At 35.8% G+C, this 26,301-nt stretch carries 24 protein-coding genes; 14 read left to right on the top strand and 10 right to left on the bottom strand.

Features of this window, described 5'->3' with window-relative positions; all coding sequences use genetic code 11:
• The first annotated feature begins 118 nt into the window (after positions 1-118).
• On the top strand, positions 119-1,993 hold the full coding sequence (dnaG, locus tag NTZ27_08845; protein ID MCX6174842.1) for a DNA primase: 1,875 nt from the start codon (positions 119-121) through the stop codon (positions 1,991-1,993).
• Between the two features lie 7 nt (positions 1,994-2,000).
• Entirely contained in the window at positions 2,001-3,479 is a 1,479-nt protein-coding gene (locus NTZ27_08840) for an alpha-amylase family glycosyl hydrolase (protein ID MCX6174841.1), read from the top strand.
• A 19-nt stretch (positions 3,480-3,498) separates the two neighbouring features.
• On the opposite strand, the gene NTZ27_08835 is transcribed toward NTZ27_08840, so the two are convergent.
• Both NTZ27_08835 and NTZ27_08830 read right to left on the bottom strand, forming a co-directional pair.
• A complete protein-coding gene (locus tag NTZ27_08835; GenBank protein MCX6174840.1) occupies positions 3,499-4,950 on the bottom strand; it encodes a pyridoxal-dependent decarboxylase in 1,452 nt (483 codons plus the stop codon).
• A 9-nt stretch (positions 4,951-4,959) separates the two neighbouring features.
• A complete protein-coding gene (locus NTZ27_08830; protein MCX6174839.1) occupies positions 4,960-5,799 on the bottom strand; it encodes an acetylxylan esterase in 840 nt (279 codons plus the stop codon).
• A 151-nt stretch (positions 5,800-5,950) separates the two neighbouring features.
• On the opposite strand from NTZ27_08830, the gene NTZ27_08825 reads away from it, so the two are divergent.
• The 7 genes from NTZ27_08825 (at position 5,951) to NTZ27_08795 (ending at position 12,020) form a co-directional block, all read left to right on the top strand.
• Positions 5,951-7,636, top strand: coding sequence for a proline--tRNA ligase (locus tag NTZ27_08825; protein MCX6174838.1), 1,686 nt, complete (start codon positions 5,951-5,953; stop codon positions 7,634-7,636).
• A gap of 95 nt (positions 7,637-7,731) precedes the next feature.
• On the top strand, positions 7,732-8,406 hold the full coding sequence (rsmI, locus tag NTZ27_08820; protein MCX6174837.1) for a 16S rRNA (cytidine(1402)-2'-O)-methyltransferase: 675 nt from the start codon (positions 7,732-7,734) through the stop codon (positions 8,404-8,406).
• A 12-nt stretch (positions 8,407-8,418) separates the two neighbouring features.
• Entirely contained in the window at positions 8,419-8,868 is a 450-nt protein-coding gene (locus NTZ27_08815) for a DUF1569 domain-containing protein (GenBank protein MCX6174836.1), read from the top strand.
• A gap of 32 nt (positions 8,869-8,900) precedes the next feature.
• Complete coding sequence (locus tag NTZ27_08810) at positions 8,901-9,917, top strand: FGGY family carbohydrate kinase (protein ID MCX6174835.1); 1,017 nt, start codon at positions 8,901-8,903, stop codon at positions 9,915-9,917.
• A gap of 24 nt (positions 9,918-9,941) precedes the next feature.
• A complete protein-coding gene (locus NTZ27_08805; protein MCX6174834.1) occupies positions 9,942-10,493 on the top strand; it encodes an FGGY-family carbohydrate kinase in 552 nt (183 codons plus the stop codon).
• A 1-nt stretch (position 10,494) separates the two neighbouring features.
• Positions 10,495-11,340 carry an alpha/beta hydrolase gene (locus NTZ27_08800; protein ID MCX6174833.1) on the top strand — a complete coding sequence of 282 codons (846 nt, stop codon included), beginning with the start codon at positions 10,495-10,497 and terminating at the stop codon, positions 11,338-11,340.
• 131 nt (positions 11,341-11,471) lie between these two features.
• Entirely contained in the window at positions 11,472-12,020 is a 549-nt protein-coding gene (locus tag NTZ27_08795) for a NifU family protein (protein MCX6174832.1), read from the top strand.
• A gap of 68 nt (positions 12,021-12,088) precedes the next feature.
• On the opposite strand, the gene NTZ27_08790 is transcribed toward NTZ27_08795, so the two are convergent.
• The 4 genes from NTZ27_08790 to pepT all read right to left on the bottom strand — a co-directional run bounded on the left by NTZ27_08790 (position 12,089) and on the right by pepT (position 16,914).
• Positions 12,089-12,250, bottom strand: coding sequence for a hypothetical protein (locus tag NTZ27_08790; GenBank protein ID MCX6174831.1), 162 nt, complete (start codon positions 12,248-12,250; stop codon positions 12,089-12,091).
• 192 nt (positions 12,251-12,442) lie between these two features.
• Complete coding sequence (locus NTZ27_08785) at positions 12,443-14,515, bottom strand: carboxy terminal-processing peptidase (protein ID MCX6174830.1); 2,073 nt, start codon at positions 14,513-14,515, stop codon at positions 12,443-12,445.
• Positions 14,516-14,739: 224 nt separating this feature from the next.
• Positions 14,740-15,591 carry a cation diffusion facilitator family transporter gene (locus NTZ27_08780; GenBank protein MCX6174829.1) on the bottom strand — a complete coding sequence of 284 codons (852 nt, stop codon included), beginning with the start codon at positions 15,589-15,591 and terminating at the stop codon, positions 14,740-14,742.
• 72 nt (positions 15,592-15,663) lie between these two features.
• Complete coding sequence (gene pepT, locus NTZ27_08775; GenBank protein MCX6174828.1) at positions 15,664-16,914, bottom strand: peptidase T; 1,251 nt, start codon at positions 16,912-16,914, stop codon at positions 15,664-15,666.
• Positions 16,915-17,045: 131 nt separating this feature from the next.
• Here pepT and NTZ27_08770 point away from each other — a divergent pair, with 131 nt between their 5' ends.
• From NTZ27_08770 to NTZ27_08760, 3 genes are all read left to right on the top strand, one after another.
• Positions 17,046-18,353, top strand: a complete 1,308-nt coding sequence (locus tag NTZ27_08770) for a thymidine phosphorylase (GenBank protein ID MCX6174827.1) — start codon at positions 17,046-17,048, stop codon at positions 18,351-18,353.
• Between the two features lie 54 nt (positions 18,354-18,407).
• Positions 18,408-19,274, top strand: a complete 867-nt coding sequence (locus NTZ27_08765) for an SPFH domain-containing protein (GenBank protein ID MCX6174826.1) — start codon at positions 18,408-18,410, stop codon at positions 19,272-19,274.
• A gap of 87 nt (positions 19,275-19,361) precedes the next feature.
• Positions 19,362-19,712: a DUF971 domain-containing protein gene (locus tag NTZ27_08760; GenBank protein MCX6174825.1), complete on the top strand. Its 351-nt coding sequence runs from the start codon at positions 19,362-19,364 to the stop codon at positions 19,710-19,712.
• A gap of 63 nt (positions 19,713-19,775) precedes the next feature.
• Here NTZ27_08760 and NTZ27_08755 read toward each other — a convergent pair whose 3' ends face one another.
• The 4 genes from NTZ27_08755 to NTZ27_08740 all read right to left on the bottom strand — a co-directional run bounded on the left by NTZ27_08755 (position 19,776) and on the right by NTZ27_08740 (position 21,360).
• On the bottom strand, positions 19,776-20,381 hold the full coding sequence (locus tag NTZ27_08755; GenBank protein MCX6174824.1) for a TlpA disulfide reductase family protein: 606 nt from the start codon (positions 20,379-20,381) through the stop codon (positions 19,776-19,778).
• 56 nt (positions 20,382-20,437) lie between these two features.
• Positions 20,438-20,650, bottom strand: a complete 213-nt coding sequence (locus NTZ27_08750) for a DUF1858 domain-containing protein (GenBank protein ID MCX6174823.1) — start codon at positions 20,648-20,650, stop codon at positions 20,438-20,440.
• A complete protein-coding gene (locus tag NTZ27_08745; GenBank protein ID MCX6174822.1) occupies positions 20,631-20,828 on the bottom strand; it encodes a DUF6132 family protein in 198 nt (65 codons plus the stop codon). Before NTZ27_08745 ends, NTZ27_08750 begins: the two co-directional genes overlap by 20 nt.
• Positions 20,829-20,889: 61 nt before the next feature.
• Positions 20,890-21,360, bottom strand: coding sequence for a septal ring lytic transglycosylase RlpA family protein (locus tag NTZ27_08740; protein ID MCX6174821.1), 471 nt, complete (start codon positions 21,358-21,360; stop codon positions 20,890-20,892).
• 593 nt (positions 21,361-21,953) lie between these two features.
• Between NTZ27_08740 and carA the strand changes: the two genes are divergently transcribed.
• A complete protein-coding gene (gene carA, locus NTZ27_08735) occupies positions 21,954-23,030 on the top strand; it encodes a glutamine-hydrolyzing carbamoyl-phosphate synthase small subunit (protein MCX6174820.1) in 1,077 nt (358 codons plus the stop codon).
• Complete coding sequence (gene carB, locus NTZ27_08730) at positions 23,027-26,215, top strand: carbamoyl-phosphate synthase (glutamine-hydrolyzing) large subunit (GenBank protein MCX6174819.1); 3,189 nt, start codon at positions 23,027-23,029, stop codon at positions 26,213-26,215. Before carA ends, carB begins: the two co-directional genes overlap by 4 nt.
• Positions 26,216-26,301 lie beyond the last annotated feature (86 nt).

Genomic DNA, 26,301 nt, shown 5'->3' with positions numbered 1-26,301 from the left:
CAGTAATCAAAATACAAATATAAATTTTGATCGGCAATCTTATGGAAGTTTGGTTTGACGGAATAAATTTCTAATTTCGTTTGTATAAAGTTCACCACGAAGGCAAAAACTTATAAACATGCGTATTCCCGAACAAAAGATCGAAGAAATAAGAAACTCCGCTGATATTGTGGATCTTATTTCCGGTCACGTTCATTTGCGGAAGCGTGGAAAAAACTTTGTTGGGTTATGTCCATTCCATCAAGAAAAAACTCCATCATTTACTGTAAGCGAAAATAAACAGATCTATCATTGCTTCGGCTGCGGAGCGGGAGGAAATGTTTTTAAGTTCTTAATGGAATTAAAAAATATTTCTTTTGTTGAAGCTGTTGAAGAAATAGCCGAACACCTCGGAATAAAGATAGATTATGAAAGCCATCCTTCCGATTCACAACAGAATGAACTTGAAGAACTATATGAATTAAATGTTCTTGCTGCGAGATTCTTTTTCGAAAATTTATTGAAAAGTACCGACGGCGAAGAAGCTCGGGAATATTTAAAAAGAAGGAACATCAAACAGCCGACACAAAAAACATTTGGGATCGGTTACGCTCCGTTCGGATGGGATAATTTTCTTTCTCACGCTAAAGAAAATAAAGTTGATCTTGCTAAAGCAAAACTTCTTGGGCTGATTGACATCAACGATAAAGGCGAGTATTACGATAAATTCCGCGGACGTATAATATTTCCAATCTTCTCACCAAACGGAAGAGTAATTGCATTCGGCGGACGAATTTTAGAAAATCAAGAGAATGCCGCTAAGTATCTAAACTCACCTGAATCACAAATTTATTCTAAGAGACGATCTCTGTACGGATTGTTCCACTCCAAAGACGATATAAGAAAATTAGACCGCGCAATTCTTGTTGAAGGATATATGGATTTGATTTCCTTGTATCAAGCCGGAGTAAAAAATGTAGTTGCATCTTCCGGTACATCTTTAACAGAAGAACAAGTTCAGCTTCTTTCCCGATTCACTAAAAATATTATAATTCTTTTTGATGCCGATCCGGCAGGACAAAAAGCATCGCTTAGAAGTATTGAAATATTACTAAAGCAAGATTTTGAAGTGAAAGTTATTGCATTACCGAAAGGCGAAGATCCGGATTCATATATCATCAAATACGGTAAAGAAAAATTTGAAGAAGAAGTATCGCGTGCAAATAACTTCTTAGAATATCAAACTGCACAGTTTGAAGAACAAGGTTTGTTCGAAGACCCGGCTGAAATGACAAAAGCAATTCGCGAGCTTGTGAAGACTTTAGCTTTGGTCGGTGATGAATTAAAACGGAATCTTTTAATGAAAGCCATCGCCAAGCGATTTAATTTACGCGAAAAATTGATTGAGTCGGAATTAAACACATTTTTACAGCAGCAAAAAGAAAAGAGCACTGCTTCAACAGCACGTCCCGAACAAAGAAACGCAGTTCAGCAAACTCAATCACAACTTGCATTATCTTCAAAATCAGCCGACGAAAATCCTTACGAGAAAGAATTAATCCGCTTACTTTACAGCGGTGAAGAAGAAATTATTTCTCACATTCTCAATAAAATTTCCATTGAAAATTATAATAATCATAGCCTAAGAAAACTTGCCGAGATTGTTCAAGACGGGTTCAATGAGCAGAAATTTTCTCCTGCATATTTGATTGATAAAATTGAAGATGAAGAGTTACAAGAATTTATTTTTGAATTAACTCTTGCCGATGAATCTATAAGTAAAAAGTGGGATGAACTTTCTTATAACGGCAAAATTGAAAAAGATACACTCGATCATGCACTTGAAACAATAAAAAACTTTCTTCTATTTCAAATTGATCAGCAAATCAAACTGAATAATCAATTCATTACTGATTCCAAGGATGAACGGCTGCATTTAGAAATGATGAAACGAAATCAAGAATTGCAGGACGAAAAAAAATCGCTTCTTGGTTCAAAGAACAAACAACTATGAATTAAAGATGCTTTACAATCAATCTCTTTACGAAATTAATACCCGTATCTGGCTCCGAAGATTTGATCAAGGAATTATCAAATCAACTTTGAACGATGTGCCGAATTCATACTGGGACAATCTCGCGAAAAAGGGAATCGATTATATCTGGTTAATGGGAATTTGGAAAACATGTAATTCAGTAATTGACAGATGTTGTTTTGAAGAAGGATTAAAAAAAAGTTACGACCGTGCATTAAAGGGTTGGAAACGGGAAGATGTGGTCGGTTCGCCTTATGCAGTAGATGTTTACGAAATCAATCATGAGTTAGGCGATCATAAATCTTTGCTTGAATTAAAATCCCGCTTGAATAAAAAGGGAATGAAACTCATTCTTGATTTCGTTCCAAATCATTTTAGTGCGGACACCAGGTTAATCAAAACAAATCCCGGTATTTTTCTTTCGGTTGATAAAGAACTCTTCAACCGCGATCCGCACACGTATTACCAGCCAAATAATAATGAGCAGAAATATTATGCTCATGGCAGAGATCCTTTTTTCCCGGCATGGCAGGATACTATCCAGATAAATATTTTCAGCAAAGAGGCAAGACAGTTCCATATTAACACTCTGATTTCATTAACAAAAGTGTGTGATGGTGTCCGCTGCGATATGTCAATGCTTTTACTTAACAATATTTTTAAGAATACTTGGGGCGGAGTGTTAGGTAAAAATGGTTTTGATAATTATGAAACAGAATTCTGGACGGAAGCGATATCAGAAATTAAAAATGAGAGAGCGGATTTTATTTTTATTGCCGAAGCTTACTGGGATCTTGAATATGATCTTCAACAGATCGGGTTCGATTTTACTTATGACAAGAAATTGACCGATCGTTTGAAATATGCACCGGAAAAAGAAATTCACGATCATCTTCTTGCAGATTATGATTATCAAAAAAAATCATTGCGCTTCATTGAAAACCATGATGAAGAACGGGCAGCAGCTATTCTTGGAAAAGAAAAATCTAAAGCAGCGGCGGTAATAATAAGCACAATTCAAGGAATGCGTTTTTATTATGACGGACAATTTGAGGGGAAGAAAATTAAACTTCCGGTACAACTTGTAAGAGAACCCGAAGAGCAAACGAACATTGAGTTAAGAGATTTTTATAATAAGCTTCTAACGATTACTTCGCACGAAATTTTTAACAGAGGTAAATGGATACTTTTAGAACCGGAATCTTCTTTGGATAATAACACTACATTTTCAAATATCCTTGCTTGGATTTGGAGCTTTAAAGATGAGAAGCGTCTTGTAGTGGTTAATTATTCTGAAACTCTTTCAACTTGCCGTATAAAATTGGATGTTCGCGGTTACCCTGAAGATTTTTTAATTAAAGATTTATTGAATGATCAATCCTATATGCGATCGGCAGAGGAAGTTTATAATAGCGGTTTATATATAGAGCTAAAACCTTTCCAATCACACATTTTTACTTATTGAAAAATTCTATCCAGGTTGTTTAACCTTCATTCAAAATATTTTGAAATGTTTCTTGAATTACATTCCACGCTAATTCAACATGTTTTTCTTCAGTACGTAATCCCGAAACACATAATCGTATTGTAAATATTCCGTTCAATTTTGTGTGAGTAATAAAAATTTTTCCGGTTGCGTTTACTGCGTTCAATAATTTTTCATTTAGCTCATTTATTTTTACTTCATCATTCCATCCGTTTGGTTTTGCACGGAAACAAACTGTACTGAACGGTGTTGGTGCCAGCAATTCAAATTTAGGATTTTCATCAATCCATTTTGCAAAAAGTTGTCCGAGACGGATGTGCTCTCTCAATCTTGTCTGCAATCCTTCAACACCAAAGTAACGCAGTACAAACCAAAATTTTAATGATCTAAATCTTCGCCCGAGCTGTATTCCGTAATCCATATAATTATTAACTGATGAGTCTTCTGCGGTTTTTAAATATTCTGCAGAAAGTGAGAATGCCTTCTTAAGAACTTCCGGTTTGTGCGTATATAAAATGCTTAAATCAACCGGAACGAACAACCACTTATGCGGATTAACAACAAACGAATCTGCATGCTCTACACCTTTAAAATGTTTGTTCATCTCGGGCAGCATTGCAGTTACACCGGCATGTGCCGCATCAACATGAAACCAAATTTTTTCCCGCGTGCATATTTTCGCTATCTCTTCAACCGGATCTACGCTTGTTGTTGATGTTGTTCCGATTGTCGCAACAACACAGAACGGAACACTGCCATTTGCACGATCTTCTTTAATTGCTTTCTCCAACTCGGATGGAATCATTCTGAATTCCGAATCAACCTGAATTTTTCTAATTCCATCCAAACCGATGCCGAGCGTGATAGCACTTTTATCAATTGAATTATGTGCTTGTTCGGAACAATATAGCTTTAGCTTTGGCGCTCCGCACATTCCTTTTGCTCGAATATCTAATCCAATATTTTCACGTGCAGCTGCAATAGCATGCATTGAACTCACCGAAGCGGTATCGTAAATGATTCCCCAAAATTCTTTTGGAAGATTAATTATTTCTCTGAACCAATTTAAAACGGTTTCTTCAAGTTCGGTTGATGCTGGTGCGGATTTCCAAAGCATTGAGTTAACATTAAACGTGGCACTGATAAGTTCTGCAAGAATTCCGGGTCCGCTTGCGGTTGAATTGAAATACGCCATAAAGTTCGGATGCTGCCAATGAGTTGTTCCCGGTAAAATAATTTTATCTAAGTCTTCGATGATTTTATTTATCGGCTCGCTAGATTGCGGTGCGTGATTAGGTAATTTGTTTTTCACATCTCCCGGTTTAATTTTAGGCAGAACAGGAAATGAACCAACATTCTCAATATAGTTTGCCGCCCAGTCAATTAATTCATATCCGTACTTTTTAAATTCTTCTGCAGGCATATCGCCATAACTCTTGATCTTGCTCATGCTCTTTCTCTAAAATTTTATTTGGTTTACCCAATCTGAAATTAGTCTCATCAGTTGAATCCGTTTTTCGGAAAAGGAATGACCGGCTTCAAGTATGAAATCTTTAACGTTAGAATTTGCGAGTTTGAGTGCACCAACCACAGGCTTATGATGCAATTCTATAGGTGCTGTTGTATCATTCTTAGCGCTTATGATAAGAAGATTTTTTTGTGAAAGTTTTTCGGCATGATTAATAAGATCCCAATCGTTTTTATGTTGGATCAATTCATCTAAAAGTTTTTCCGGAGAGGGACAGTTCACAAAATCCTTTGCACGTAACATTCTTTCCGAACTATTTTTTTTTATTTCTTCAGTCATTGTTAATAATTGTCCAAACATTCCGAAGTTAAACGGCGCTATCGCACAAACATTTTTTATATCATCAAATTGAATCGAATTCAAGAGGGCAGAGAATCCTCCCATACTATAACCAACAAACACAATTCTATTTTTATCTACTTGAAATTTTTCTCTGCATAAATTATCTTTTAAAAATGTTACTGCCGCAGGTATATCTTCAATAAGATTCTTCCAGGAAAATTCACCTTCACTTCCCCATGAACCGCGGCTATAAAACGTGAACACATTAAATCCCTGGCGCTGAAGCATGTGTGCAATATCGTAATTCACTTCATTGCCCGGGAAACCGGTTAAGAGCAAAACAGTTGGATGCAGTCCTTCACCGGAGGTAATAAACATTGTACCTAAAACTTTTGATCCGCCGCTAATAAAAACAGCTGGGGATAATGATGATGGAAATTTAGAATTGGCATTAGGGTTATCTTGAGTTACAGGATCAAAATCTGTCATTGCTCATACCTTGGCATTTGTCATTTCTTCTATTCAAAGATAAGCAGAAAAAGATTTGTCTGAAATCAATTTACTCATTCATTCAAAATTTCCATCTCGCTTCTTCATTTCTTATCTTTGTCCATAATTTTCTAACAAAAACAATATTGTAATGAGAGTAAGTAAATCGTTTATTCCGACCTTAAAAGAAGTACCTAATGATGCGGTAATTCCGAGTCACATTTTAATGATCCGTGCTGGATTAGTAAGACAAGTATCAGCCGGAATATATTCATGGCTGCCGCTTGGATATAAAGTTCTAAGAAAAATTATGGATATCATCCGCGAAGAGATGAATGCAATCGGCGGACAGGAATTTCATTTTCCGGCATTAAATCCAAAAGAAATTTGGGAACAGACCGGAAGAGTTGAAGCATTCGGAGATATTCTTTTTCATATTAAGAACCGCGATTATGTTTTAGCTCCGACGCACGAAGAGATTGTTGCATATCATGCTAAGGGTTCCATCGCTTCTTACAAAGATCTGCCGCAAATCTGGTATCAGATACAGACTAAGTTTAGAAATGAACCGCGTCCGAGAAGCGGAGTTATACGCGGAAGACAATTTATTATGAAGGATGCTTACACACTCGACCGTGATGAAGCCGGGTTGGATGTTGGTTATGCTCTTCATGATAAAGCTTACCGGGCAATTTTTGACCGCTGCGGGTTAAAATATTTTGTTGTAGGTGCTTCAAGCGGTGCAATGGGCGGAAGTAAATCCGAAGAGTTTATGGTTAAGAGTGATGCTGGCGAAGATACTGTTGCTTATTGCGAGAAGTGCGGATATGCTTCCAATGCTGAAGTTGCACAGTCTGTTGCTCAATCAGTTCAGCGTCAAAAAGAATCGAAGGAACTTTTTGAAATATCAACACCGAATGTTCACACAATAGATGAACTTTGCGAATTCTTAAAAATTGATGAACACGAAACCGCTAAGTCAAGAATTTACATTCACGATAGCAAACCTGTTTTAGTTTTAATGCTCGGTAACGATGAAGTGAATGAAACAAAACTAGCAAATGTTCTCGGCGGGAATGTTCGTCCCGCACATCCTGAAGAACTGAAAGAGATTTCTGGTGCAGATGCCGGTTCAATCGGTCCGATCGGATTTCCACATAGAATAATTGCAGATAATCTATTGAAGGATGGAAATAATCTTTACAGCGGTGCGAACAAAAATGATTTTCACATCGGCGGAATAGATTTGAAGCGTGACGTTCAGAAATGTGAATACTTTGATCTGCGTACAGCAGAGAACGGAGAAAAATGTATCCGATGCGGTTCAACTTTAGATGTGTTCAAAGCAATAGAACTCGGACACATTTTCAAACTCGGGACAAAATATTCTGTAGCGCTTGGCGTACTTTATCTTGATGAAAACGGGAAAGAACATCCGATAGTGATGGGAAGTTACGGTATTGGTGTGGAAAGAATCTTTGCTTGCTTCCTTGAGCAGAATTATGATGAGAAAGGAATTATTTGGAAAAAACCTCTCAACCCATTTGATATTCATTTGATCGGATTGAATATGAAAAACGATCTCGTTTCCAAAACTTGTGAAAAACTTTACATTGATTTGATTGCAGAAGGTTACGAGGTGCTGTTTGATGACCGTCTTGAAGCGAGTGCAGGATTCAAATTCAATGATGCGGATTTGCTTGGAATGCCTGTTCAATTAATTGTAGGCGAGAAAAATTTGAAGGACGGCAAAGTTGAAGTGAAAAACAGAAAAACCGGTGAGAAAAAAATAGTTGAACTTAACCAATTGAATTCTATTCTAAAAGAATTGATTTAAAGCTAAACGCAAAGACCGCGGAGAATACGCAAAGTCCGCTGAGAAAAAACTTTGCGATCTTTGCATTGAACTTTGCGAACTCTGCGGTTAAAAACATGAATTCAAAGCTGTACATTGTTTCTACACCTATCGGTAACTACAAAGATATTTCTTTCCGTGCGGTCAACGTTCTAAAGTCGGTTGATTTTGTTATTTGTGAAGAATTCAAGGAAGCGAGACGATTACTTTCTCACTATCAAATAGAAAAAGAATTAATCTCACTTAATGAACACAACGAAAAAGAATCTTCTCAAGAAATTCTTCAAAAAATCAAAGAAGGAAAATCTGCTGCGTTAATCTCTGATTGCGGCACTCCACTCTTTTCAGATCCCGGAAACCTACTTGTCCAAATGTGTGTAACAGCAAAGATTGACGTTGTTCCAATCCCCGGCGCAAGTTCATTGCTGCCCGCACTTGTTGGTTCGGGTTTCAATCTTGATAAATTCTATTACGCCGGTTGGCTCTCACAGAAAAGTGATATGCGCAAGAAAGAATTACTTAGGTTAAAGAGCGTTAAAGAATTAATTGTTCTAATGGAAACGCCATACCGGTTAAAAGCAATCTTAACTGACATTTCAAAAATATTCGGCGGTTCAACAAAAATTGTTGTAGCATTCAATCTAACACTTCCAACAGAAAAGTTTTTTAGAGGAACTGTTTCTGAGATATTAAAATCAGTATCCGAGAAAAATCTTAAAGGTGAGTTTGTTCTATTAATCAATAATAAATAATAGGGCTGCGCGATGAAGACTCTATATCAAAAAGAAGTTGTTGATGGAATTATTAACAGAGTAAATAAACTTTCCCCTAACATTCAAAGGCAATGGGGAAAGATGAATGTTGATCAAATGCTGGCACATTGTTCAATCGGTTTGGAAACGGCAATCGGTACAAAATTTTTTCCGCAACTCCTTATAGGAAAGTTAATTGGTAAATTCTTTAAATCTTCTGGAGTCGGAGAAAAACCGATCAAGAAAAATAGTCCCACAAATCCAGCTTTTATTATTAAAAACCCGGAAGCATTTGAAAACGAAAAACAAAATCTTATCGGATTGATTAATCAATTTCATCAAGGCGGAGAAGCAAAGTGCACTACAAATCCGCATTCCTTTTTCGGAAAATTAACGCCAGCCGAGTGGGGTTCATTGCAGTATAAACATCTTGATCATCATCTTACACAGTTTGGTGTTTGAGTTTATATTTTTTTATGTATAAGGATTAACTAATGCCAGAGAAATATATAATTGCACATGATATGGGTACAAGTGCTGATAAAGCAATTCTTGTTACCGTAACCGGCAAGATTATTGATTCAGCAAAAAAACATTATCCGTTGTATCACCCAAAACCAAATTATGCAGAACAAGATCCGCTTGATTGGTGGGATGCGGTCTGCGAAACAACAAGAGATGTAATTCAAAAAACTTCGATCAATCCGAAAGATATTGTCGGAATGACTTTTTCAACACAAACTCAAAATGTTGTTGCGTTGGATAAAGACGGTAACCCGGTTCGTAATGCTATTAGCTGGCTCGATGGAAGAAGTGCCGATATCATTCGCGAAAAGTTTTGGAAGAAACCAAGAGTGATGGGATACAACATCTTTCGGCTTCCTAAATTCTTAATTAAAACCGGAGGAGCGCCGGGTACAACCGGAAAAGATCAGATAGGAAAAATTTTATGGATGAAATATAATGAGCCGGAATTATTTGCGAAGACCAGAAAATTTATTGATGCAAAAGATTTTATCATTTATAAATTAACCGGAAGTATGGTAACATCTGTTGATATTGCAGTAATCTGGTGGTTTCTAGATACAAGAAAAAATAAAAATGTGTGGGATGTAAAACTTTGTAAGTATGCAGAGATTACTCCCGATCAATTGAGCGAAGTAAAACCAAGCGCAGCCATTGCAGGCTATGTTACAAAAGAAGCATCTGTTAAAACCGGATTATTGGAAGGAACTCCGATTGTAAACGGCGCCGGAGATTTGGCATCTGCCGCTTTAGGTTCCGCAGCTATTGATGAAGGTGAACTTCACATCAGCTTAGGAACAAGCGGTTGGGTTGCCGGGCATTTTTCAAAAAGAAAAATTGACCTTGCACATTATACAGGTTGTATCGGAAGTGCATATCCAGATAAATATTATTTGGGAATGGCACATCAGGAAACTGCGGGAATTTGTCTAGAGTGGTTGAAAAATAAAATTCTTTATCACGAAGAAATACTAAAAGAAGAATAGCATCGTGCAAATCTCTATGAAATAATGGATGAACTTGCAGTTAAAGCCGGTCCTGGTGCAAATGGTTTAATGTTTACTCCTTGGATGTTTGGCGAAAGATGTCCTCTTGATGATGAGCATGTGAGAGCGGGATTATATAATGTAAGTCTGGATCATTCAAGAGAACATCTTGTTCGTGCTGTGTTCGAAGGAATTGCTTTCAATACTAGATGGGCAATGGAGACGCTTGAAAATTTATATTCGAAGGTGGAACAATTAAATATTATTGGCGGCGGTGCAAAGAGCGATATCTGGTGCCAAATTTTTGCAGACATATTAAACAGAAAAATCAACCGTGTTTCCGATCCTCAACAAGCCGGCGCAAGAGGAATCGCTTTGCTTGCTAGCATGACGCTCGGTTATATCCAATCATTCGATGATATCAAAAAATATATAAGTATTGATAAAACATTTTATCCTGATCCGACAAAACGTGATTTGTACGATAAACTTTTTGTCAACTTCAAAAACATTTACAAAAACAACAAGCGTTGGTACAAACGAATGAACAAAAATCGTTCTTCATCTCAATTCTAATATGGAAATTAATTTAATAGAATTCTGTGCACCAGGAACAATATTCAAAGAAGAGATGATTCCCATCTCTGAAAATGTTCAGCTCAAACTAATCACATTCACTCCGCCTTTAATAAATAATAATCCGGCAGTTGTTTTCGTTCCCGGATGGATTTCTATGATTAAAGGCTGGCATGAGGTTTTGAAGGAGATGACAAAAGATTTCACGGTTTATTATCTAGAGACAAGAGAAAAAATTTCATCTCAGATAAAAGAGAAAGCCGATTACAGCGTTGAAGAAATAGGTAATGATATAATTCGGCTAATTGAGATTTTAAAACTGCAAAACCGAAAATATATTTTGTTGGGAAGTTCTCTAGGAGCAACATCAATATTGAATTGTTGTAAAGATTTACAAGTGAAACCATTTAGTTTAATTCTCATTGGTCCCAATGCAGAATTCCGTATACCGCCGTGGGGCGTTCTTGTTATAAAATTATTTTATCCTCCTCTATATAATTTTATTAAACCGTATTTAAAATGGTATTTAAAAACTTTTCGGATGAATGTTAAACATGATTACGAACAATATGAAAAGTACAGCAGCGTTTTGAATTTTGCAGATCCTTGGAAACTGAAAAAAGCAGCACTTTCTGTTTACAAATATTCTGTTTGGAATTTACTGGATAAAATTGAGTATCCGACTTTAATTCTTGGTGGATCAAAAGATAAACTGCATGAACCGGAAAATTTAAAAAGAATTGTATCATCAATGAAAAATGCAACATATGTTGATATGGAGACCAATAAAGGAACTCATAGCAAAAAAGTGGTTTATGAGATTAGAAAATATCTTGCAAACATCTGAATCAAAACAAAGATTTTAACATGTTAATTAATTTCTCTCACTTCATAACTTGAATCCCTAACCAATTTTTGATAATGTTGCAGCGAAACTAATTTGAAATACTATTTGTTTAGGAAGAAAAGGAGTTAAATATGTTACTAGTTCAAGATGTAGATCTTACACCGAATCCGCAGGCACTTAAATTTGTTATAAATGAAAAACTTTTAATTAAAGAAACGCGCAATTTTAAAACAAAAGAAGAAGCTCAGAATGATCCGCTGGCAAAAGGCATTTTTGAAATTTCCGGAGTTGTTTCTGTTTTTTATATGGATAAATTTATTACGATCGAAAAAGAAGCTAAAGTTGCCTGGGGACAAATACAGCGTCCGTTTGTTGAGTTCATCAAAAATTTTGATAAGTCGTTGATACCGGCAGAAAATGTAAGTACAATAGTCAACAGCGAAGAAGAAACTGCACTTCTTAAAAAAGTAAATGAAATATTAGATCAGCGTGTTCGCCCCGCGCTTGCAGGAGATGGCGGCGGACTTGAAGTTACCGGGATGGAAGGTTATATACTTAAGATTAAATATCAAGGCGCTTGTGGCAGCTGTCCCAGTTCTATTAGAGGAACTTTGGTAGCAATTGAGAATTTATTACGCCGGGAAGTGAATCCTTCCATAGAAGTAGTTTCTGCAGATTAACAGAATTACTTTTCCTTAAAATGAAAAACCCCGACGAGGTCGGGGTTCTTTGTTTTAAGCAATAATTTTTATTTAAGGGTTGTCACTTTGCTGATATCATCAAGCTTAACAAACTTCTCATGAAATTTATAACTGTTACCGCTTTTTACGGTTTTAATAAATTTCACATTTACAACACTTGACTTAACCTTTCCTTTCGCTTTATCACCGAAGGACTGTTGCTTTGCCATGGTTTATCTCCATTAATTTTGATGGCAAATTTAAGAAAAATCCATTTAACAGCAAAAGGAAGCCTCTTTAAATTAGATCGAGAAAGTCAGCATTAATTAATAATGCCAAGTCAGAGGGAGATATGTTTACTTGAATCCCAACCATGCGTCCCTCTCATTAGTAAGGGGAGGGAATAAAAGGAGAGAAGGAGTTCAACCAATTTTTGCTAAAATTAAATCCGCTAGAATTCTTCCGCTTTCTTTTAATTCAAAATCAGTCACTTTTGTTTTAGGTACTTCAACTTCTTTTTTATCATCAATTTTTAATCCCAAATATTTTGCCCGCTCTTCATCTTTCTTCTTTTTATTAACTTCAGCTTGATCACGCTCCTGCTTACGAACAGATTCGTTTAGCGAAAGTGTTTTTTTATCTCTGTTTTGGTTAAACGCTTTTATATCATCCAACATAAAATTGAATTCAATATCATTTTTTATTCTATCGTTATGTTCCTTTTCCAAAAGAGGAAAATATTTTGATAGATCAGAGTACGGTTTAAACTGTGCAGATTGAATTTGATCCCAGGGTAATGCACTTGGCTGTGAACTTTCTCCAAATTCTTTTGCTGTGAACTGTGAAGGGAAACTAATATCAGGTTTAACGCCGAGACGTTGAGTACTGCTGCCTGTTATCCTATAAAATTTTTGTATAGTTATTTTCAATTGACCTAATTTCTTATTTGTCATTGGTAATGCCCGGTTAAGGTCAATCATATTTTGAACAGTACCTTTACCGTAAGTATTTGAACCAAGAATAAGTCCTCTGCCGTAATCTTGAATTGCAGCGGCAAAAATTTCTGATGCCGAAGCACTAAATCTGTTTGTCATAACAGCAAGCGGTCCATCATAAAAAATAGTTGGATCGGGGTCTTGATCAACTTCTACCATGTTTGAGGAATTCTTTACTTGAACAACTGGACCATCTTTGATAAACAAACCGGTTAATTGAATTGCTTCTTGAAGCGATCCGCCGCCGTTATTTCGCAGATCAAGTATTACTCCGTCAACTTTTTGTTCTTTGAATTTATTGAGAATAATTTTTACATCACGTGTTGTGCTTTTATAATTTGGATCACCTTTCTGTTGAGCTTCAAAGTCAGTATAAAATGAAGGTAGTTTAATTACGCCAAGCTTAAAACTTTTTCCGCTTTCTTCGATGTTTAATATTTCATCTTTAGCAGCTTGTTCTTCAAGTTTAATTTTTTCTCTTACGATTTTAATTTCTGTTGGAGGATCACCTGGTCCATCTTTAGCTTTCATTATTTGCAAACGAACAATTGTACCTTTCTTTCCGCGAATCAACTGAATAGCATCATCAACACGCCATCCAATTATGTCCACCATTTCGCCGTCATCACCTTGGGCTACACCGATTATTTTATCTTCTTCATGAAGTAGTCCGCTCTTATTAGCTGGTCCCCCCGGGACAATGCTTGCAACAACTGTATAATCATTGTCTTGACGTAATGTTGCACCAATTCCTTCTAAAGATAATCTCATAGCAATATTGAAATTTTCTGAAGCAGCAGGTGAAAAATAATCTGTATGCGGATCGTAAACTTGTGTAAATGAATTCATGAAAAGAGCAAAGATGTCTTCCGCCTCATATTGCAAAACTATCTTGTGATAATTATGATAACGTTTTGTTAACATGTCGGAAGTTCCTTTCCAATCTTTTCCAGATAAAATTAAATTAAGAGCATCATTTTTTATTCGTAATCTCCAGAGCTCGTCAAGTTCATCGGGCGTTTTTGCCCAATCCGATTTTTCTCGATCAGGTGCAAAGGATTCGTCAATACTAAAATCAAATTTATTTTTTAGAAGAGAATCAATGTATTTAATTCTTTCCCCCAGTCGCTTTTTGAAAACATAAAATATTTCAAATGCAGAATTGATATTTCCTTCTTTTAAGAAATCATCAATCTGAAATCTATATTTTTCAAAATTATCTAAGTCGGATTTAACGAAGTATAATTTATTATTATCAAGTGTGTTGATATATTGATCGTAAATAACCGACGATAAAGAGTCATTCAATTTTTGTTTTTTATAATGATACATGGAAAGAAATTGTGTAATTACCTGACTAACACGTTTGTATGTTTCATCGGGCAGAATTACTTTATTTGTATCTATTGAATGATCTTTTGAAAGAACTTCATTAGGATTTTGTGCATAGGAGTTAACCGCAAACACGAATAACAGTAGAATTATAAACAGTTTCTTCATTTGGTTCCCATTTCAGTATTGTTGAATAGTGTTACACCAAAATAATAGTTTAGTTTCAAAAAAATGAGATAAATTATATATAGTCTCATAATAGGAGAACAAAGACAGATATAAAAAAAATTCGCAAACATTGCTTAAAAAAGGTATCTATAAAAGGAATTATAAGTTACTGCTTAAGCATGACCTGAATGATCTAACTTTAGGAGGTTCCCTCAATTTATTTATTAAACCGGATCTACGTGCACAAAAACTTTTTGAACTTCTTCAAGTTTTTCAAGCGTAAATTTAACTTCATTGCCGATATCATGAGAAACAACCGTACTTAAATCTTTATCAACTTCAATATGAATTTCAATATGAAATTTATTTCCAACGTAATGAGAACGAAGATCGTTAATACCTTTAACACCTTTAATTTCTCTTGCAATACTTTTTAACTTTTCATCAAACTCTATGGTTGCAGATCGCCCCATTAAATAATCAAGATTTTCTTTTGCAACTTCATAACCTGTTTTGAAGACAAACATTGCAACCATGATTCCCGCAATGCTGTCAATAAATTTTAAATTATAAGATGCACCAATCACACCGACCAATGCAATTGAAGAAGCAAGCACATCGTTAATGCTGTCTATAGATGCCGCTTTAATTGCAGGACTGTTGAACATCTTGCTGATTTTTACTTGATAACGATTAAGAGAAATTTTTATAATCATGGTTATAATTAAAACAATATAGACGGCGGGAATTGTATTAATATTTTGCGGTGTGATCAATCGTTTAACGGATTCTTCGATGATATTTATCCCGACTACAAAAGCAAAGACGGAAAGAATGAATGCCGCAATCGGTTGAGCAGGCGTATGTCCGAACTGATGTTTTGAATCCGGTTTTTCCCGCGAAAGCTTTACAGCATATTTAATTCCTAATGAAGAAAGTATATCGGTAAGAGAATTAAGAGCTTCGGAAATTACTGCAATGGAATTTGAAAGTATTCCTACAATTGATTTAATGATAAACAGAAAAATATTTATTACAAGAGCAATGTCGGTTGCTCGTTTTAATCTATGGGGCATATTTAAATAAAACTCTTTCTATACGGATTAGAAATTATTTCACATCAACCTTCATACATAATCCATCAACCATCATGCTTTCTCTTCCCAAACATTTGCAAGAGTTACAATCATCTTCACAGCCGCTTCCATATCTTGAATTGCAACGTATTCAGTGTAAGCATGGAAATTATGCCCGCCGGCAAATAAGTTCGGCGTAGGCAATCCTAAATAACTTAAGCGTGAGCCGTCAGTTCCACCGCGTATAGCAGAGTTAATCGGTTTTATTCCCAATCGCTTCAGAGCTTCGATCGCATTTGCTTCGATCTCGGGGTGCTGATCAAGAATGAATTTCATGTTGCGGTATTGTTCGATCACTTCAAACCCCATTGTTGAACCCGGGAATTGTGCAATTGTTTTTTGGCAGAGATCTTTTAAGAATGATTCATATTCTTTCAACTTTTCTGCATCAAAATCGCGGATGATAAATTTTATTATTGTTTGTGTTTCATTTCCATTGATTTGTGTCGGGTGCACATAACCTTCGCGCATCTCTGTAGTTTCAGGTGAAAGGTTATCCTTAGGAAGCATTTCTAAAAATCTGGAAGCGATCTTAACAGCATTGATCATTTTTCCTTTTGCATATCCGGGATGAACATTCTTTCCGTTGAATTTAATTACTACAGCATCGGCGCTGAATGTTTCCGTTTCAACCTCACCGCGTGTTGATCCGTCAATGGTATAAGCATATTTTGCATCGTACTTTTTAACATTAAATTTTTCTGTTCCGCGTCCAACTTCTTCATCCGGAGTAAAACAAATTCTTATTGTACCATGTTTAACTTCCGGGTGTTGAATTAAGTAATTCATTGCATCTATAATTTCTGCAATACCAGCTTTATCATCAGCACCAAGTAAAGTTGTTCCATCGGTAGTTATGATGTCGAGACCGATCATTTCTTTCAGTTCAGGATTCTCTGAAGCAACAATTACTTTTGTCGGATCTTTTGGAAGAACAATATCTCCGCCTTGATAGTTTTTATGTATCACCGGATTTACATTCGTTCCTGTTACAGCGGGGCTTGTATCTACGTGAGAAATAAATCCGATAGTGGGGACATTCTTTGTTGTATTCGACGGCAGAGTTGCCATGACATAACCATATTCATCCATAACAGCATCCTTCAAACCAATCTGCTTTAGTTCTTTAACTAACGCTTTACTAAGTTCAATCTGTTTCGGATCGCTCGGAAATGTTGTTGAATCTTCGTTCGATTGAGTATCATATTTTACGTATTTTAGGAAGCGGTCAACGCAAGTAAACTTGTAATTAGGATCAAACATTTTTGCCTCTATTCTGTTTTGATGATTATTTGTGATGGCAAGTTAATAGAAATTGATAGAGAGTTCAATCGAAAATAATTACCCTTAACCGGTTTATTCTTAATCATAATCTTATTCTTATTTGGAGTTATATGAACACTGTAGAACTTATCAGAAAAAAACGAGACGGAGAATCTTTAACCGACGAAGAAATCAAATATCTGGTTTCAAATTTCACAATGGGGAAAATTCCAAATTACCAATTCTCATCGTTTCTAATGGCTGCTTATCTGAAGGGATTGAACAAAAAAGAAACAGCATGGTTAACTAAGGCAATGCTATTTAGCGGAAGTGTTATTAATCTTGATTCAATAAAAGGAAAAAAAATTGATAAGCATTCTACAGGCGGAGTAGGCGATAAAACTTCGTTAGTTCTTGCACCTATTGTAGCAGCAGCCGGAGTTAATGTGCCAATGATTAGCGGCCGCGGACTTGGGCACACTGGCGGAACTCTTGATAAGCTAGAAGCAATTCCGGGATTCAAAACAAAAATTAGTTTGTCTAAATATAAATCAGTATTGAAAAAATGCGGCGCAGTTTTAGCAGGACAAACAAAAGAAGTCGCACCGGCAGATAAATTAATTTATTCACTAAGAGATGTAACGGCTACTGTTGAATCTATTCCGCTTATAACGGGAAGTATAATGAGTAAGAAATTAGCAGAAGGAATTGACGGATTAGTTCTTGATGTTAAAACCGGCTCCGGCGCTTTCATGAAAACGTATAATGATTCATTAGCACTAGCAGAATCTCTTACCGATACTGCAAAAGCATTCAATAAAAAAGTAATTACATTTATTACGGATATGAATCAACCGCTTGGTAATTATATCGGCAACTGGCTTGAGGTTTATGAATCAATTAAAGTTTTGCAAGGAGAAATGTTCGGCGATCTTGCTGATTTATCACTGAATTTATCCGGTGCGATGATTTATCTTGGCGGTAAAGCATCATCCATAAAAGAGGGAGTGGAAATCAGTAAAGAAATTATTGCAAGCGGAAAAGCATTCAATAAATTTTTAGAGATTGTAAAACTTCAAGGCGGTGATGTTGCGATGATCAAACATCCTGAGAAGTATCCGAAATCAAAAATCCGTGAATCGTTAATAGCAGATAAAACCGGATATATAAAAACAATTAATAATTACGAAGTTGGTATGGCGTCGCTTGAACTTGGTGCCGGAAGAAAAACAATGGAAGATAAGATTGATCCTAAAGCCGGAATAATTTTCTATCCCAAGATCGGCACAAAAATTAAGAAAGGGGAAGTGATCGCTGAATTATATACAGATAGGGAAGAGAATGTAGCTTCGGTAAAGAAAAAACTTCTTTCAGCAATTACAGTTTCAAATCAAAAAACTCAATCGGTAAAACTTATTAAAACTATTATGGGGGTTTAGAAAAATATTTTTTTTGTACTTAATTAATTAGTAACTAATGATAAAGGAGGAAGTATGTTTTTTATATTTGCATTAATAATTTTTGCGGTATCAATTCTGGTTTACATCAATACTAAAAAAACGGGAAGAGTCCAGGAGGCAAAACTTTCTATAATCGGGATTGTGCTTGGCGGAGTCTTAGCGCTGGTTCAAATTTTCACTGTAGTTCCGGCAGGAACTGTTGGAGTTGTTGATTTTCTTGGAAGTGTTAGTAGCACAACTCTAAAATCCGGTGTGAACTTTGTTAATCCATTAGCTAACGTGATCAAGTTCAGCATTAAAACTCAAGAATTAAAAGAAACTATGAATGTTCCTTCGAAAGAGGGATTGAGCGTTCAGCTTGAGATAAGTTTGCTTTACAGTCTTGATCCGGATAACGCATCAAAGATTTATAAATCGGTTGGAGAAAATTACGAGGAAATTATTATAGTTCCACAATTCCGCTCAGTAGTTCGCGGTGTAACCTCTGAATACGAAGCCAAAGCTCTTTACACAGAATCTCGTGAACAGTTAGCAACGAAGATGAAAGATCAATTAGAAAAGTTAGTTGGTCCAAGAGGAATAACCATAGAATCCGCACCTATGCGACAGATAATTTTACCGGCTGGACTCACTGCGTCAATCGAGCAAAAACTTCAGGCAGAACAAGCCAGTCAACAAATGCAATTTGTTTTGAAGAAAGAAGAACAGGAAGCAGATCGTAAGCGAATTGAAGCGAAAGGTATCGCTGATTTCCAAGAAATTGTTGCAAGAGGTATTAGTCAAAACTATTTACAATGGAAAGGTATTGAAGCAACCGAAAAGCTATCGAATTCTACTAATGCGAAAATTGTTATAATAGGATCAGGTAAGAATGGATTGCCGATTATCTTAAATCAATAATGTGAAGGGTAAGAAGCTAGACGTGATTTTAAATTTACTTCTCATTTCCATTTCCCATTTCTTGTTTCTAACTTCTTGCGGAATAATATGAGCGTTCCAACTAAGATAAAATTACATAAGCAAGAACATCTTGAAATAATTTGGGATAACGGAAAAGTAATTAAATATCCGCTCAAATTTTTACGCGATGAATCGCCGGACGCAGGCAATAAAGGTGAGACAATTCTTTGGAAACATTACGCCCCGCCAAAAAGAGCGCCGCTTAAATCAGAAGCGTATAAGGTTGAAAAAATTGAAATGGTGGGTAACTATGCAATTCAAATTAAATGGAAAGACGGTTACGATTTTGGAATTTACTCTTGGGATCTACTGAAACAATACGGAGATTATTTAGAAGTGAGAAATAATCTTCATCAGGATTTTGATCACGAACACTGACGAAAGATTAAGATTATGAGAAAGAGCAAGAAAAAGAATTGATCTTAATCTTGCTCTTAATCTTTATAGTAACTTCTTAATATGATTTTCATAAGTTGATTTCGGCATCAAACCTTCATAGCTGGCTACTATTTTACCTTGTTTATCAATTACAAATGAAGTTGGTATTGCTCTTACACCGCCGTATGCTTGAGCAACAATAGAGTTTCCATATACAACCGGATAATTCATTCCCTGGTTCTTTATGAAAGGAACAACATCGCTTTTGGTATCTGTATCAAGTGAAACACCAACTATTTCAAATCCTTTACTGCCGTATTTCTTTTTCAAATCAATTAGATCCGGAATTCCTTTGCGGCACGGGGGACACCAAGTAGCCCAGAAATCCACAATTACCACTTTACCTCTAAGATCAGATAACTTCAGAGTCTTACCATCTGATGTCGGTAATGTAAAATCCGGCGCTAGTGTTGTTCCTTTTTGAGCTGCGGGAATATAATTAGGCGGATAAGGTCCGTTCTCTTCCGCTCTTCCGAATAAATAATCTGAGTTGTTAAAAAGGAATAACAATATAATAACACCGATAAAAAATCCTGTGTAGATCCAGCTTCTATGTTTTTTAGTTAAACCGCCAAATGTTTTTTGTTGATCGTTTTTATTCTGATTCATTATATCCTCTGAATTAATCTGTTAATAAAATAAGAATTTATTCTCATTGGAAAAAATTAGTTAGTCTTTTCATTTTTAAGGTTGTTCAAATCATTTACAAATGATTCTATTTCTAAATCATTAAACCCTTTTTCTTTCGCTGCGGTTTCAAGCGTACTCCAAATTGGTTCACCGCACCTCAAACATCTTATACCTTTTTCCATCAAATAAGTTACCGCTTTTGGAATTTCTTTTATAAGATCTTCTATTTCAATTTCTTTTGTTATCATCTGTGTTTTTCTTTTTAGTTGAAATAGTCCAGACCAAACCGATCAGTGCACCGTATAATGTGGAAATGTAATGGCTTCCTGTAATTGGACAAGATCCTGTTCTGCAGCCGATAAAATAATAATAAGCAAAACCTAAACTGGCTCCGGCAAGAACAGGCAACATTTTTTTTAGCTTCATTATAAACAATTCTGATTATATCATATTAGATGAGATGATTCATCCTTGGATTCAGTTACTTTTACTTTTTTCCTTTACCCCACTCAAGAACCTCCACTTTAACTTCTTGAATTCCAACATTAACCATATCCAGTTCCTGAGCGCATCCAAGTGAAAGATCAATAATTCGATCCGGACGGAATGGCATTTTATCATTTACCCGAATAATTACACTTTTATCATTATAAAGATTTGTAACACGAATAACCGTTCCCATCTGATATGAAGGATGAGCTGCACTCAAACCATACATATCATAAACCTCACCGCCATAAGTAATCTTCCCATCGTATTGATCTGCATAATAGGAGGCAACTCCAGTAACGGTTTCAAGCGGCTCGACATTTTTATATCGCTCTAAATTTTCAGTTGGAGGTGGTGTTCTTTTCTCAAATCGGGATTCTCTTGATGTAAAGCGCGGAGCTGATCCGCAAGCTGTTAATACAATAAAAATAATTAAGATAATTGCAATGTAAGTTAATCTTCTATTCATTAGACTTTTTTTTGTTCGGTTTAAAATTACAAAAGGGAACGATAATACGCTCCCTTTTGCATTAATACGTATAGAGAGTTGCCAGCCGACCGATTCTCTACACGAATTGATATCCATAAAAAATTAAACATCAATTGGAATATTTTAGTTCCGCATCACTTGACTTACGAATAAAAAGTTATTCCTATCTGAAATATTTTAGGAAAGAGTTAAAGAAATATAAATCAAAATTTAAACAATGAGTTTGAGAGTATTGATCTTTCAAACTCATAGAAATGAATTAATTAGGCAGATATCCGAACGATTTAATATAAGTTGCCTCGATCGGCATAGTTAACAGATTATTACTTTGCGATGGCAGATGGCGGTTGATTGTATAAATAACCATTCAGAATCCAGGATATTTACTGCCAGACTTAGGATAGTAAAGTTTTATATTCAATGTAGATATCTGGCATAGAATACTGCAAGATTGCCGTTTAGCCGAAAAAAATTTTGTGCGCACAAATAATTTTTTTACCTTCGTGCAATCAATTTTGAATTTTTTCCTCCCTTCACGCAATCAAAAAAATTATTAGGAGTCCGAAAAGAGGTTGAACAAGAAAACTGCACACGCTCAAACAACAAAATTAATATTAGAAGATGGAAATATTTTTGAAGGAAAACTTTTCGGTTATCATAAATCTATAGCAGGAGAAGTTGTTTTTAATACAGGTATGGTCGGATACCCCGAAACATTGACCGATCCGTCTTACAAAGGACAAATTCTTGTAATGACTTATCCGCTTATTGGCAATTATGGCATTCCATCAATGAATGAGGGAATACCGGAAAATTTTGAATCCGATCGAATTCAAGTGCAAGCTTTAATTGTCTCAGAAGAATCAAAATCATTTAATCATTGGAATGCGGTTGAAAGTCTTGATCAATGGTTTAAGCGCTTCAAGATTCCCGGACTTTACGGAATTGATACACGCCGCCTGACAAAAATTTTGAGAGAACGGGGAACGATGCTTGGTAAAATTGAAATCGGGAAAGAAAAAATTAAATACTACAATCCGGATGTAGAAGATCTAATTTCAAAAGTAACTGTTAATAAAGCAGAGAAATTTGGAAATGGTAAGAAAAGAATTTTATTGATTGATTGCGGCTGCAAGAAAAGTATTTTTTCAAATCTGATTCAAAGAAAAGTAACCGTTCTTCGTGTTCCGTATAATTATGATATAGACAAAGAAGATTTTGATGGGGCTGTAATTTCCAATGGTCCCGGAAACCCAGTTGTGTACAAACAACTTGTTGCTTCGGCAAAAAAACTTATTCAAAAACAAATTCCCACATTAGGTATCTGCTTGGGTCATCAGATACTTTCTCTTGCTGCTGGCGCAAAAACTTATAAATTAAAATATGGTCATCGCAGCCAAAACCAGCCGGTAAAGCAAGTAGATTCGAACAAGTGCTATGTTACTTCGCAGAATCACAGTTTTGCCGTTGATACAAAATCATTACCGCGTGGATGGCAGCCCTGGTTCGAAAATTTAAATGATTATTCAAATGAAGGTGTTCGTCATGAAAAACTTCCTTTCCGAAGTGTTCAATTTCATCCAGAAGCATCACCCGGACCAGCAGACACCGCATTTATTTTTGATGAATTCTTGAAGGATGTGAAGTGAAACATAAAATTAAAAAAGTTTTGATCATCGGTAGTTCAGCACTAAAGATTGGTGAAGCCGGCGAGTTTGATTATTCAGGCTCCCAGGCAATAAAAGCTCTTAAAGAAGAAGGACTTTATACAATTTTAATTAATCCCAACATTGCGACAATCCAAACATCAGACTACCTCGCCGATAAAGTTTACCTACTTCCAATCAACACTAACTATGTTGAAAAAGTTATTGCTAAAGAAAAACCTGATGGAATTATACTTGGATTCGGCGGACAAACTGCTTTGAACTGCGGATTGGCTCTTCATAGAGAAGGGGTGCTAAAAAAATATAAAATACAAGTTTTGGGAACCCAAATTGATGCGATTGAAAATACTGAAGACAGACAGTTGTTCTGTAATAAGCTTTCAGAAATAAACATAAAATTTCCGCAGAGTAAAGCTGTAACAAGCGTTGATAAAGCCATTGAGTTTGCAAAAAAAATTGGTTATCCGGTTATTATTAGAATTGCTTATGCACTCGGGGGATTAGGTTCAGGAGTTTGCAGAAATCAAAATGAAGTTAAAAAGCTTGCAGCAAAAGCGCTCTCTTATTCTTCTCAAATTTTAGTTGAAGAATATCTTGAAGGATGGAAAGAGATTGAATATGAAGTTGTCCGCGACAGATATGATAATTGTATCACAGTCTGCAATATGGAAAATATTGATCCGATGGGAATTCATACTGGAGAAAGTATTGTAGTTGCACCCAGCCAAACACTTACCAACAACGAATTTCATATGCTGAGGGAAATTGCAATTAAAACTATCCGCCATCTTCGAATTGTCGGTGAATGCAATATTCAATATGCACTTGATCCAAACTCTCAAGATTATAGAGTAATAGAAGTTAATGCGCGTCTTTCAAGAAGTTCTGCGCTTGCATCGAAGGCAACCGGTTATCCTCTTGCATTTGTTGCCGCAAAACTTGCTCTTGGTTTTGGTTTGCACGAATTACCAAACTCAATCACAAAAACGACTAAAGCATTTTTCGAACCTGCACTTGATTATATAGTCATAAAAGTTCCTCGCTGGGATTTGAAAAAGTTCCGTCTCGTAAAACGTAACCTCGGTTCCTCAATGAAATCTGTCGGCGAAGTGATGGCGATCGGAAGAAAATTTGAAGAAGCGATTCAGAAAGCAATGCGTATGCTGGATATTGGTGTTGAAGGATTAACCGCAAGCAGAACAAAAGTCGAGTTTGAAGAATTAGAAGAAGCACTGCGCAATCCAACCGAAGAAAGAATGTTTGCTGTTGTTCAAGCTTTGAAACAAGGATACTCCATTGACTGGGTTCATTCGCTAACTCATATTAATAAATGGTTCCTTTATAAAATTCAAAACATTGTTGATATAGAAAAAAAGATTTCAGTAACAAAAGGAAAATTATCTACAGAACTTCTGATAGAAGCAAAGCAGCATGGTTTTTCCGACCGTCAAATTGCAAACGTAATTGGAAAAGATGCACATGATATTTATTTGCTAAGAAAGAAAAATAATATTCATCCGTTCATCCAGCATATAGATACACTTGCTGCAGAATATCCTGCAAAGACAAATTATTTATATCTCACATACAATTGTTCTATTCATGATTTCGAGTTTAAATTAAAGAAAAGTGTTTTCATTTTAGGATCAGGTCCGTACAGAATTGGCAGCTCGGTAGAATTTGATTGGTGTTGTGTGATTACCGGGAAAACATTACGCGAGATGGGTTACAAAACTGTAATGATAAATTGTAATCCGGAAACTGTAAGTACTGATTACGATGAGTTTGATGCTTTGTTCTTCGAGGAACTAACAACCGAAACAATTTGGGAAATTTATGATGTATTAAAACCGCTTGGAGTTGTTGTTTCTATGGGCGGACAAACTCCGAATAACCTCGCACTCAAACTTCATAAGATAGGTGTAAAAATTCTCGGCACTTCACCTGAATCAATTGATGCAGCGGAGAACAGAAGTATCTTTTCAGCTATGCTTGATGAACTTGAAATAGAACAACCTGTGTGGAGTAAGCTAAGTACTTTGGAAGATGCGTTACAATTTGCTAACAAAGTCGGCTATCCGGTTTTAGTTCGTCCTTCTTATGTATTAAGCGGCGCTGCAATGGCAATAGCAACCGGCGATTTTGAATTAACTGGGTTCCTACAAAAAGCGGTTGATGTCTCTCCGGAACATCCGGTAGTGATTTCAAAATTTTTAGTTAATGCAAAAGAATTAGAATTTGATGCGGTTGCACAAAACGGAAAAATTGTTTGCTCTGCGATCTCTGAACATGTTGAGAATGCCGGAGTACATTCCGGCGATGCTACATTGGTTTTGCCGGCGCAACGAACCTATCTTGAAACTATGCGGCAGATTAAACAGATCTCTTCAGATATTGCCAAGAAATTAAATATCAATGGTCCTTTCAATATTCAGTTTATCGCAAAAGATAATCGTGTAAAAGTTATAGAATGTAATTTGCGTGCATCGAGAAGTTTTCCTTTTGTATCTAAGACACTCAAGAAAAATTTTATAGAAATCGCTTCCAAAGTTATTATAGGTAAGAAAGTTGAGAAGTGGGATGATCAAACTTTGACTTACGATTATGTCGGAGTAAAAGCGCCGGAGTTTTCATTTACACGTCTTGAAGGAGCTGATCCTACAACAGGAGTTGAAATGGCATCAACCGGAGAGGTTGCATGTCTGGGTCAGGATTTTGATGAGGCATTTTTAAAAGCTCTTACATCTGTCGGATATAAATTTCCGATCAAATCAATTTTAATATCATCAGGTTCGATTGTTTCAAAATCAGAATTACTAGAACCAACCAGACAGCTGGTAAAACTTGGAATAAAATTTTATGGAACACAAGGAACGTCTAAGTTTATGAATGCAAACGGAATTCCCGTAGAAACTTTGGAATGGCCTCTAAGCAGTAAAACTCCGAATGCAGCTGATTATATTAAGTCTGGTAAGATTGATCTTGTGATAAACATTCCTAAAAATTTCCAGGAAGAAGAACTAACCAACGATTACATCATTCGCCGTACCGCCGTAGATTATAAAATTCCGTTAATTACAAATCGCCAGCTTGCAATGCGTCTGGCAGAAGCATTAACAAACAAAGATCCGTTAAATCTAGAAGCAAAAAGTTGGGATGAGTATTAAGTCCAAGTAGTTAGTATTTCTTATGATTATTTAAATACTTATTTTATTCTTGAAGTTAAATTTGAATACGGAAAAAGGGTAAATTA

The organism is Ignavibacteriales bacterium, assembly GCA_026390775.1.
Classification (GTDB): domain Bacteria; phylum Bacteroidota; class Ignavibacteria; order Ignavibacteriales; family Melioribacteraceae; genus Fen-1258.
The sequence above is the reverse complement of the archived record's forward strand: the minus strand, read 5'-3'. Positions and strand labels throughout refer to the sequence as shown.

What these genes read in the sequence shown, in the direction of transcription:
- dnaG (MCX6174842.1), top strand. Translation starts at nt 119, where the DNA reads ATGCGTATTCCCGAACAAAAGATCGAAGAAATAAGAAACTCCGCTGAT.
- NTZ27_08840 (MCX6174841.1), top strand. Translation starts at nt 2,001, where the DNA reads ATGCTTTACAATCAATCTCTTTACGAAATTAATACCCGTATCTGGCTC.
- NTZ27_08835 (MCX6174840.1), bottom strand. Translation starts at nt 4,950, where the DNA reads ATGAGCAAGATCAAGAGTTATGGCGATATGCCTGCAGAAGAATTTAAA.
- NTZ27_08830 (MCX6174839.1), bottom strand. Translation starts at nt 5,799, where the DNA reads ATGACAGATTTTGATCCTGTAACTCAAGATAACCCTAATGCCAATTCT.
- NTZ27_08825 (MCX6174838.1), top strand. Translation starts at nt 5,951, where the DNA reads ATGAGAGTAAGTAAATCGTTTATTCCGACCTTAAAAGAAGTACCTAAT.
- rsmI (MCX6174837.1), top strand. Translation starts at nt 7,732, where the DNA reads ATGAATTCAAAGCTGTACATTGTTTCTACACCTATCGGTAACTACAAA.
- NTZ27_08815 (MCX6174836.1), top strand. Translation starts at nt 8,419, where the DNA reads ATGAAGACTCTATATCAAAAAGAAGTTGTTGATGGAATTATTAACAGA.
- NTZ27_08810 (MCX6174835.1), top strand. Translation starts at nt 8,901, where the DNA reads ATGCCAGAGAAATATATAATTGCACATGATATGGGTACAAGTGCTGAT.
- NTZ27_08805 (MCX6174834.1), top strand. Translation starts at nt 9,942, where the DNA reads ATGGATGAACTTGCAGTTAAAGCCGGTCCTGGTGCAAATGGTTTAATG.
- NTZ27_08800 (MCX6174833.1), top strand. Translation starts at nt 10,495, where the DNA reads ATGGAAATTAATTTAATAGAATTCTGTGCACCAGGAACAATATTCAAA.
- NTZ27_08795 (MCX6174832.1), top strand. Translation starts at nt 11,472, where the DNA reads ATGTTACTAGTTCAAGATGTAGATCTTACACCGAATCCGCAGGCACTT.
- NTZ27_08790 (MCX6174831.1), bottom strand. Translation starts at nt 12,250, where the DNA reads ATGGCAAAGCAACAGTCCTTCGGTGATAAAGCGAAAGGAAAGGTTAAG.
- NTZ27_08785 (MCX6174830.1), bottom strand. Translation starts at nt 14,515, where the DNA reads ATGAAGAAACTGTTTATAATTCTACTGTTATTCGTGTTTGCGGTTAAC.
- NTZ27_08780 (MCX6174829.1), bottom strand. Translation starts at nt 15,591, where the DNA reads ATGCCCCATAGATTAAAACGAGCAACCGACATTGCTCTTGTAATAAAT.
- pepT (MCX6174828.1), bottom strand. Translation starts at nt 16,914, where the DNA reads ATGTTTGATCCTAATTACAAGTTTACTTGCGTTGACCGCTTCCTAAAA.
- NTZ27_08770 (MCX6174827.1), top strand. Translation starts at nt 17,046, where the DNA reads ATGAACACTGTAGAACTTATCAGAAAAAAACGAGACGGAGAATCTTTA.
- NTZ27_08765 (MCX6174826.1), top strand. Translation starts at nt 18,408, where the DNA reads ATGTTTTTTATATTTGCATTAATAATTTTTGCGGTATCAATTCTGGTT.
- NTZ27_08760 (MCX6174825.1), top strand. Translation starts at nt 19,362, where the DNA reads ATGAGCGTTCCAACTAAGATAAAATTACATAAGCAAGAACATCTTGAA.
- NTZ27_08755 (MCX6174824.1), bottom strand. Translation starts at nt 20,381, where the DNA reads ATGAATCAGAATAAAAACGATCAACAAAAAACATTTGGCGGTTTAACT.
- NTZ27_08750 (MCX6174823.1), bottom strand. Translation starts at nt 20,650, where the DNA reads ATGATAACAAAAGAAATTGAAATAGAAGATCTTATAAAAGAAATTCCA.
- NTZ27_08745 (MCX6174822.1), bottom strand. Translation starts at nt 20,828, where the DNA reads ATGAAGCTAAAAAAAATGTTGCCTGTTCTTGCCGGAGCCAGTTTAGGT.
- NTZ27_08740 (MCX6174821.1), bottom strand. Translation starts at nt 21,360, where the DNA reads ATGAATAGAAGATTAACTTACATTGCAATTATCTTAATTATTTTTATT.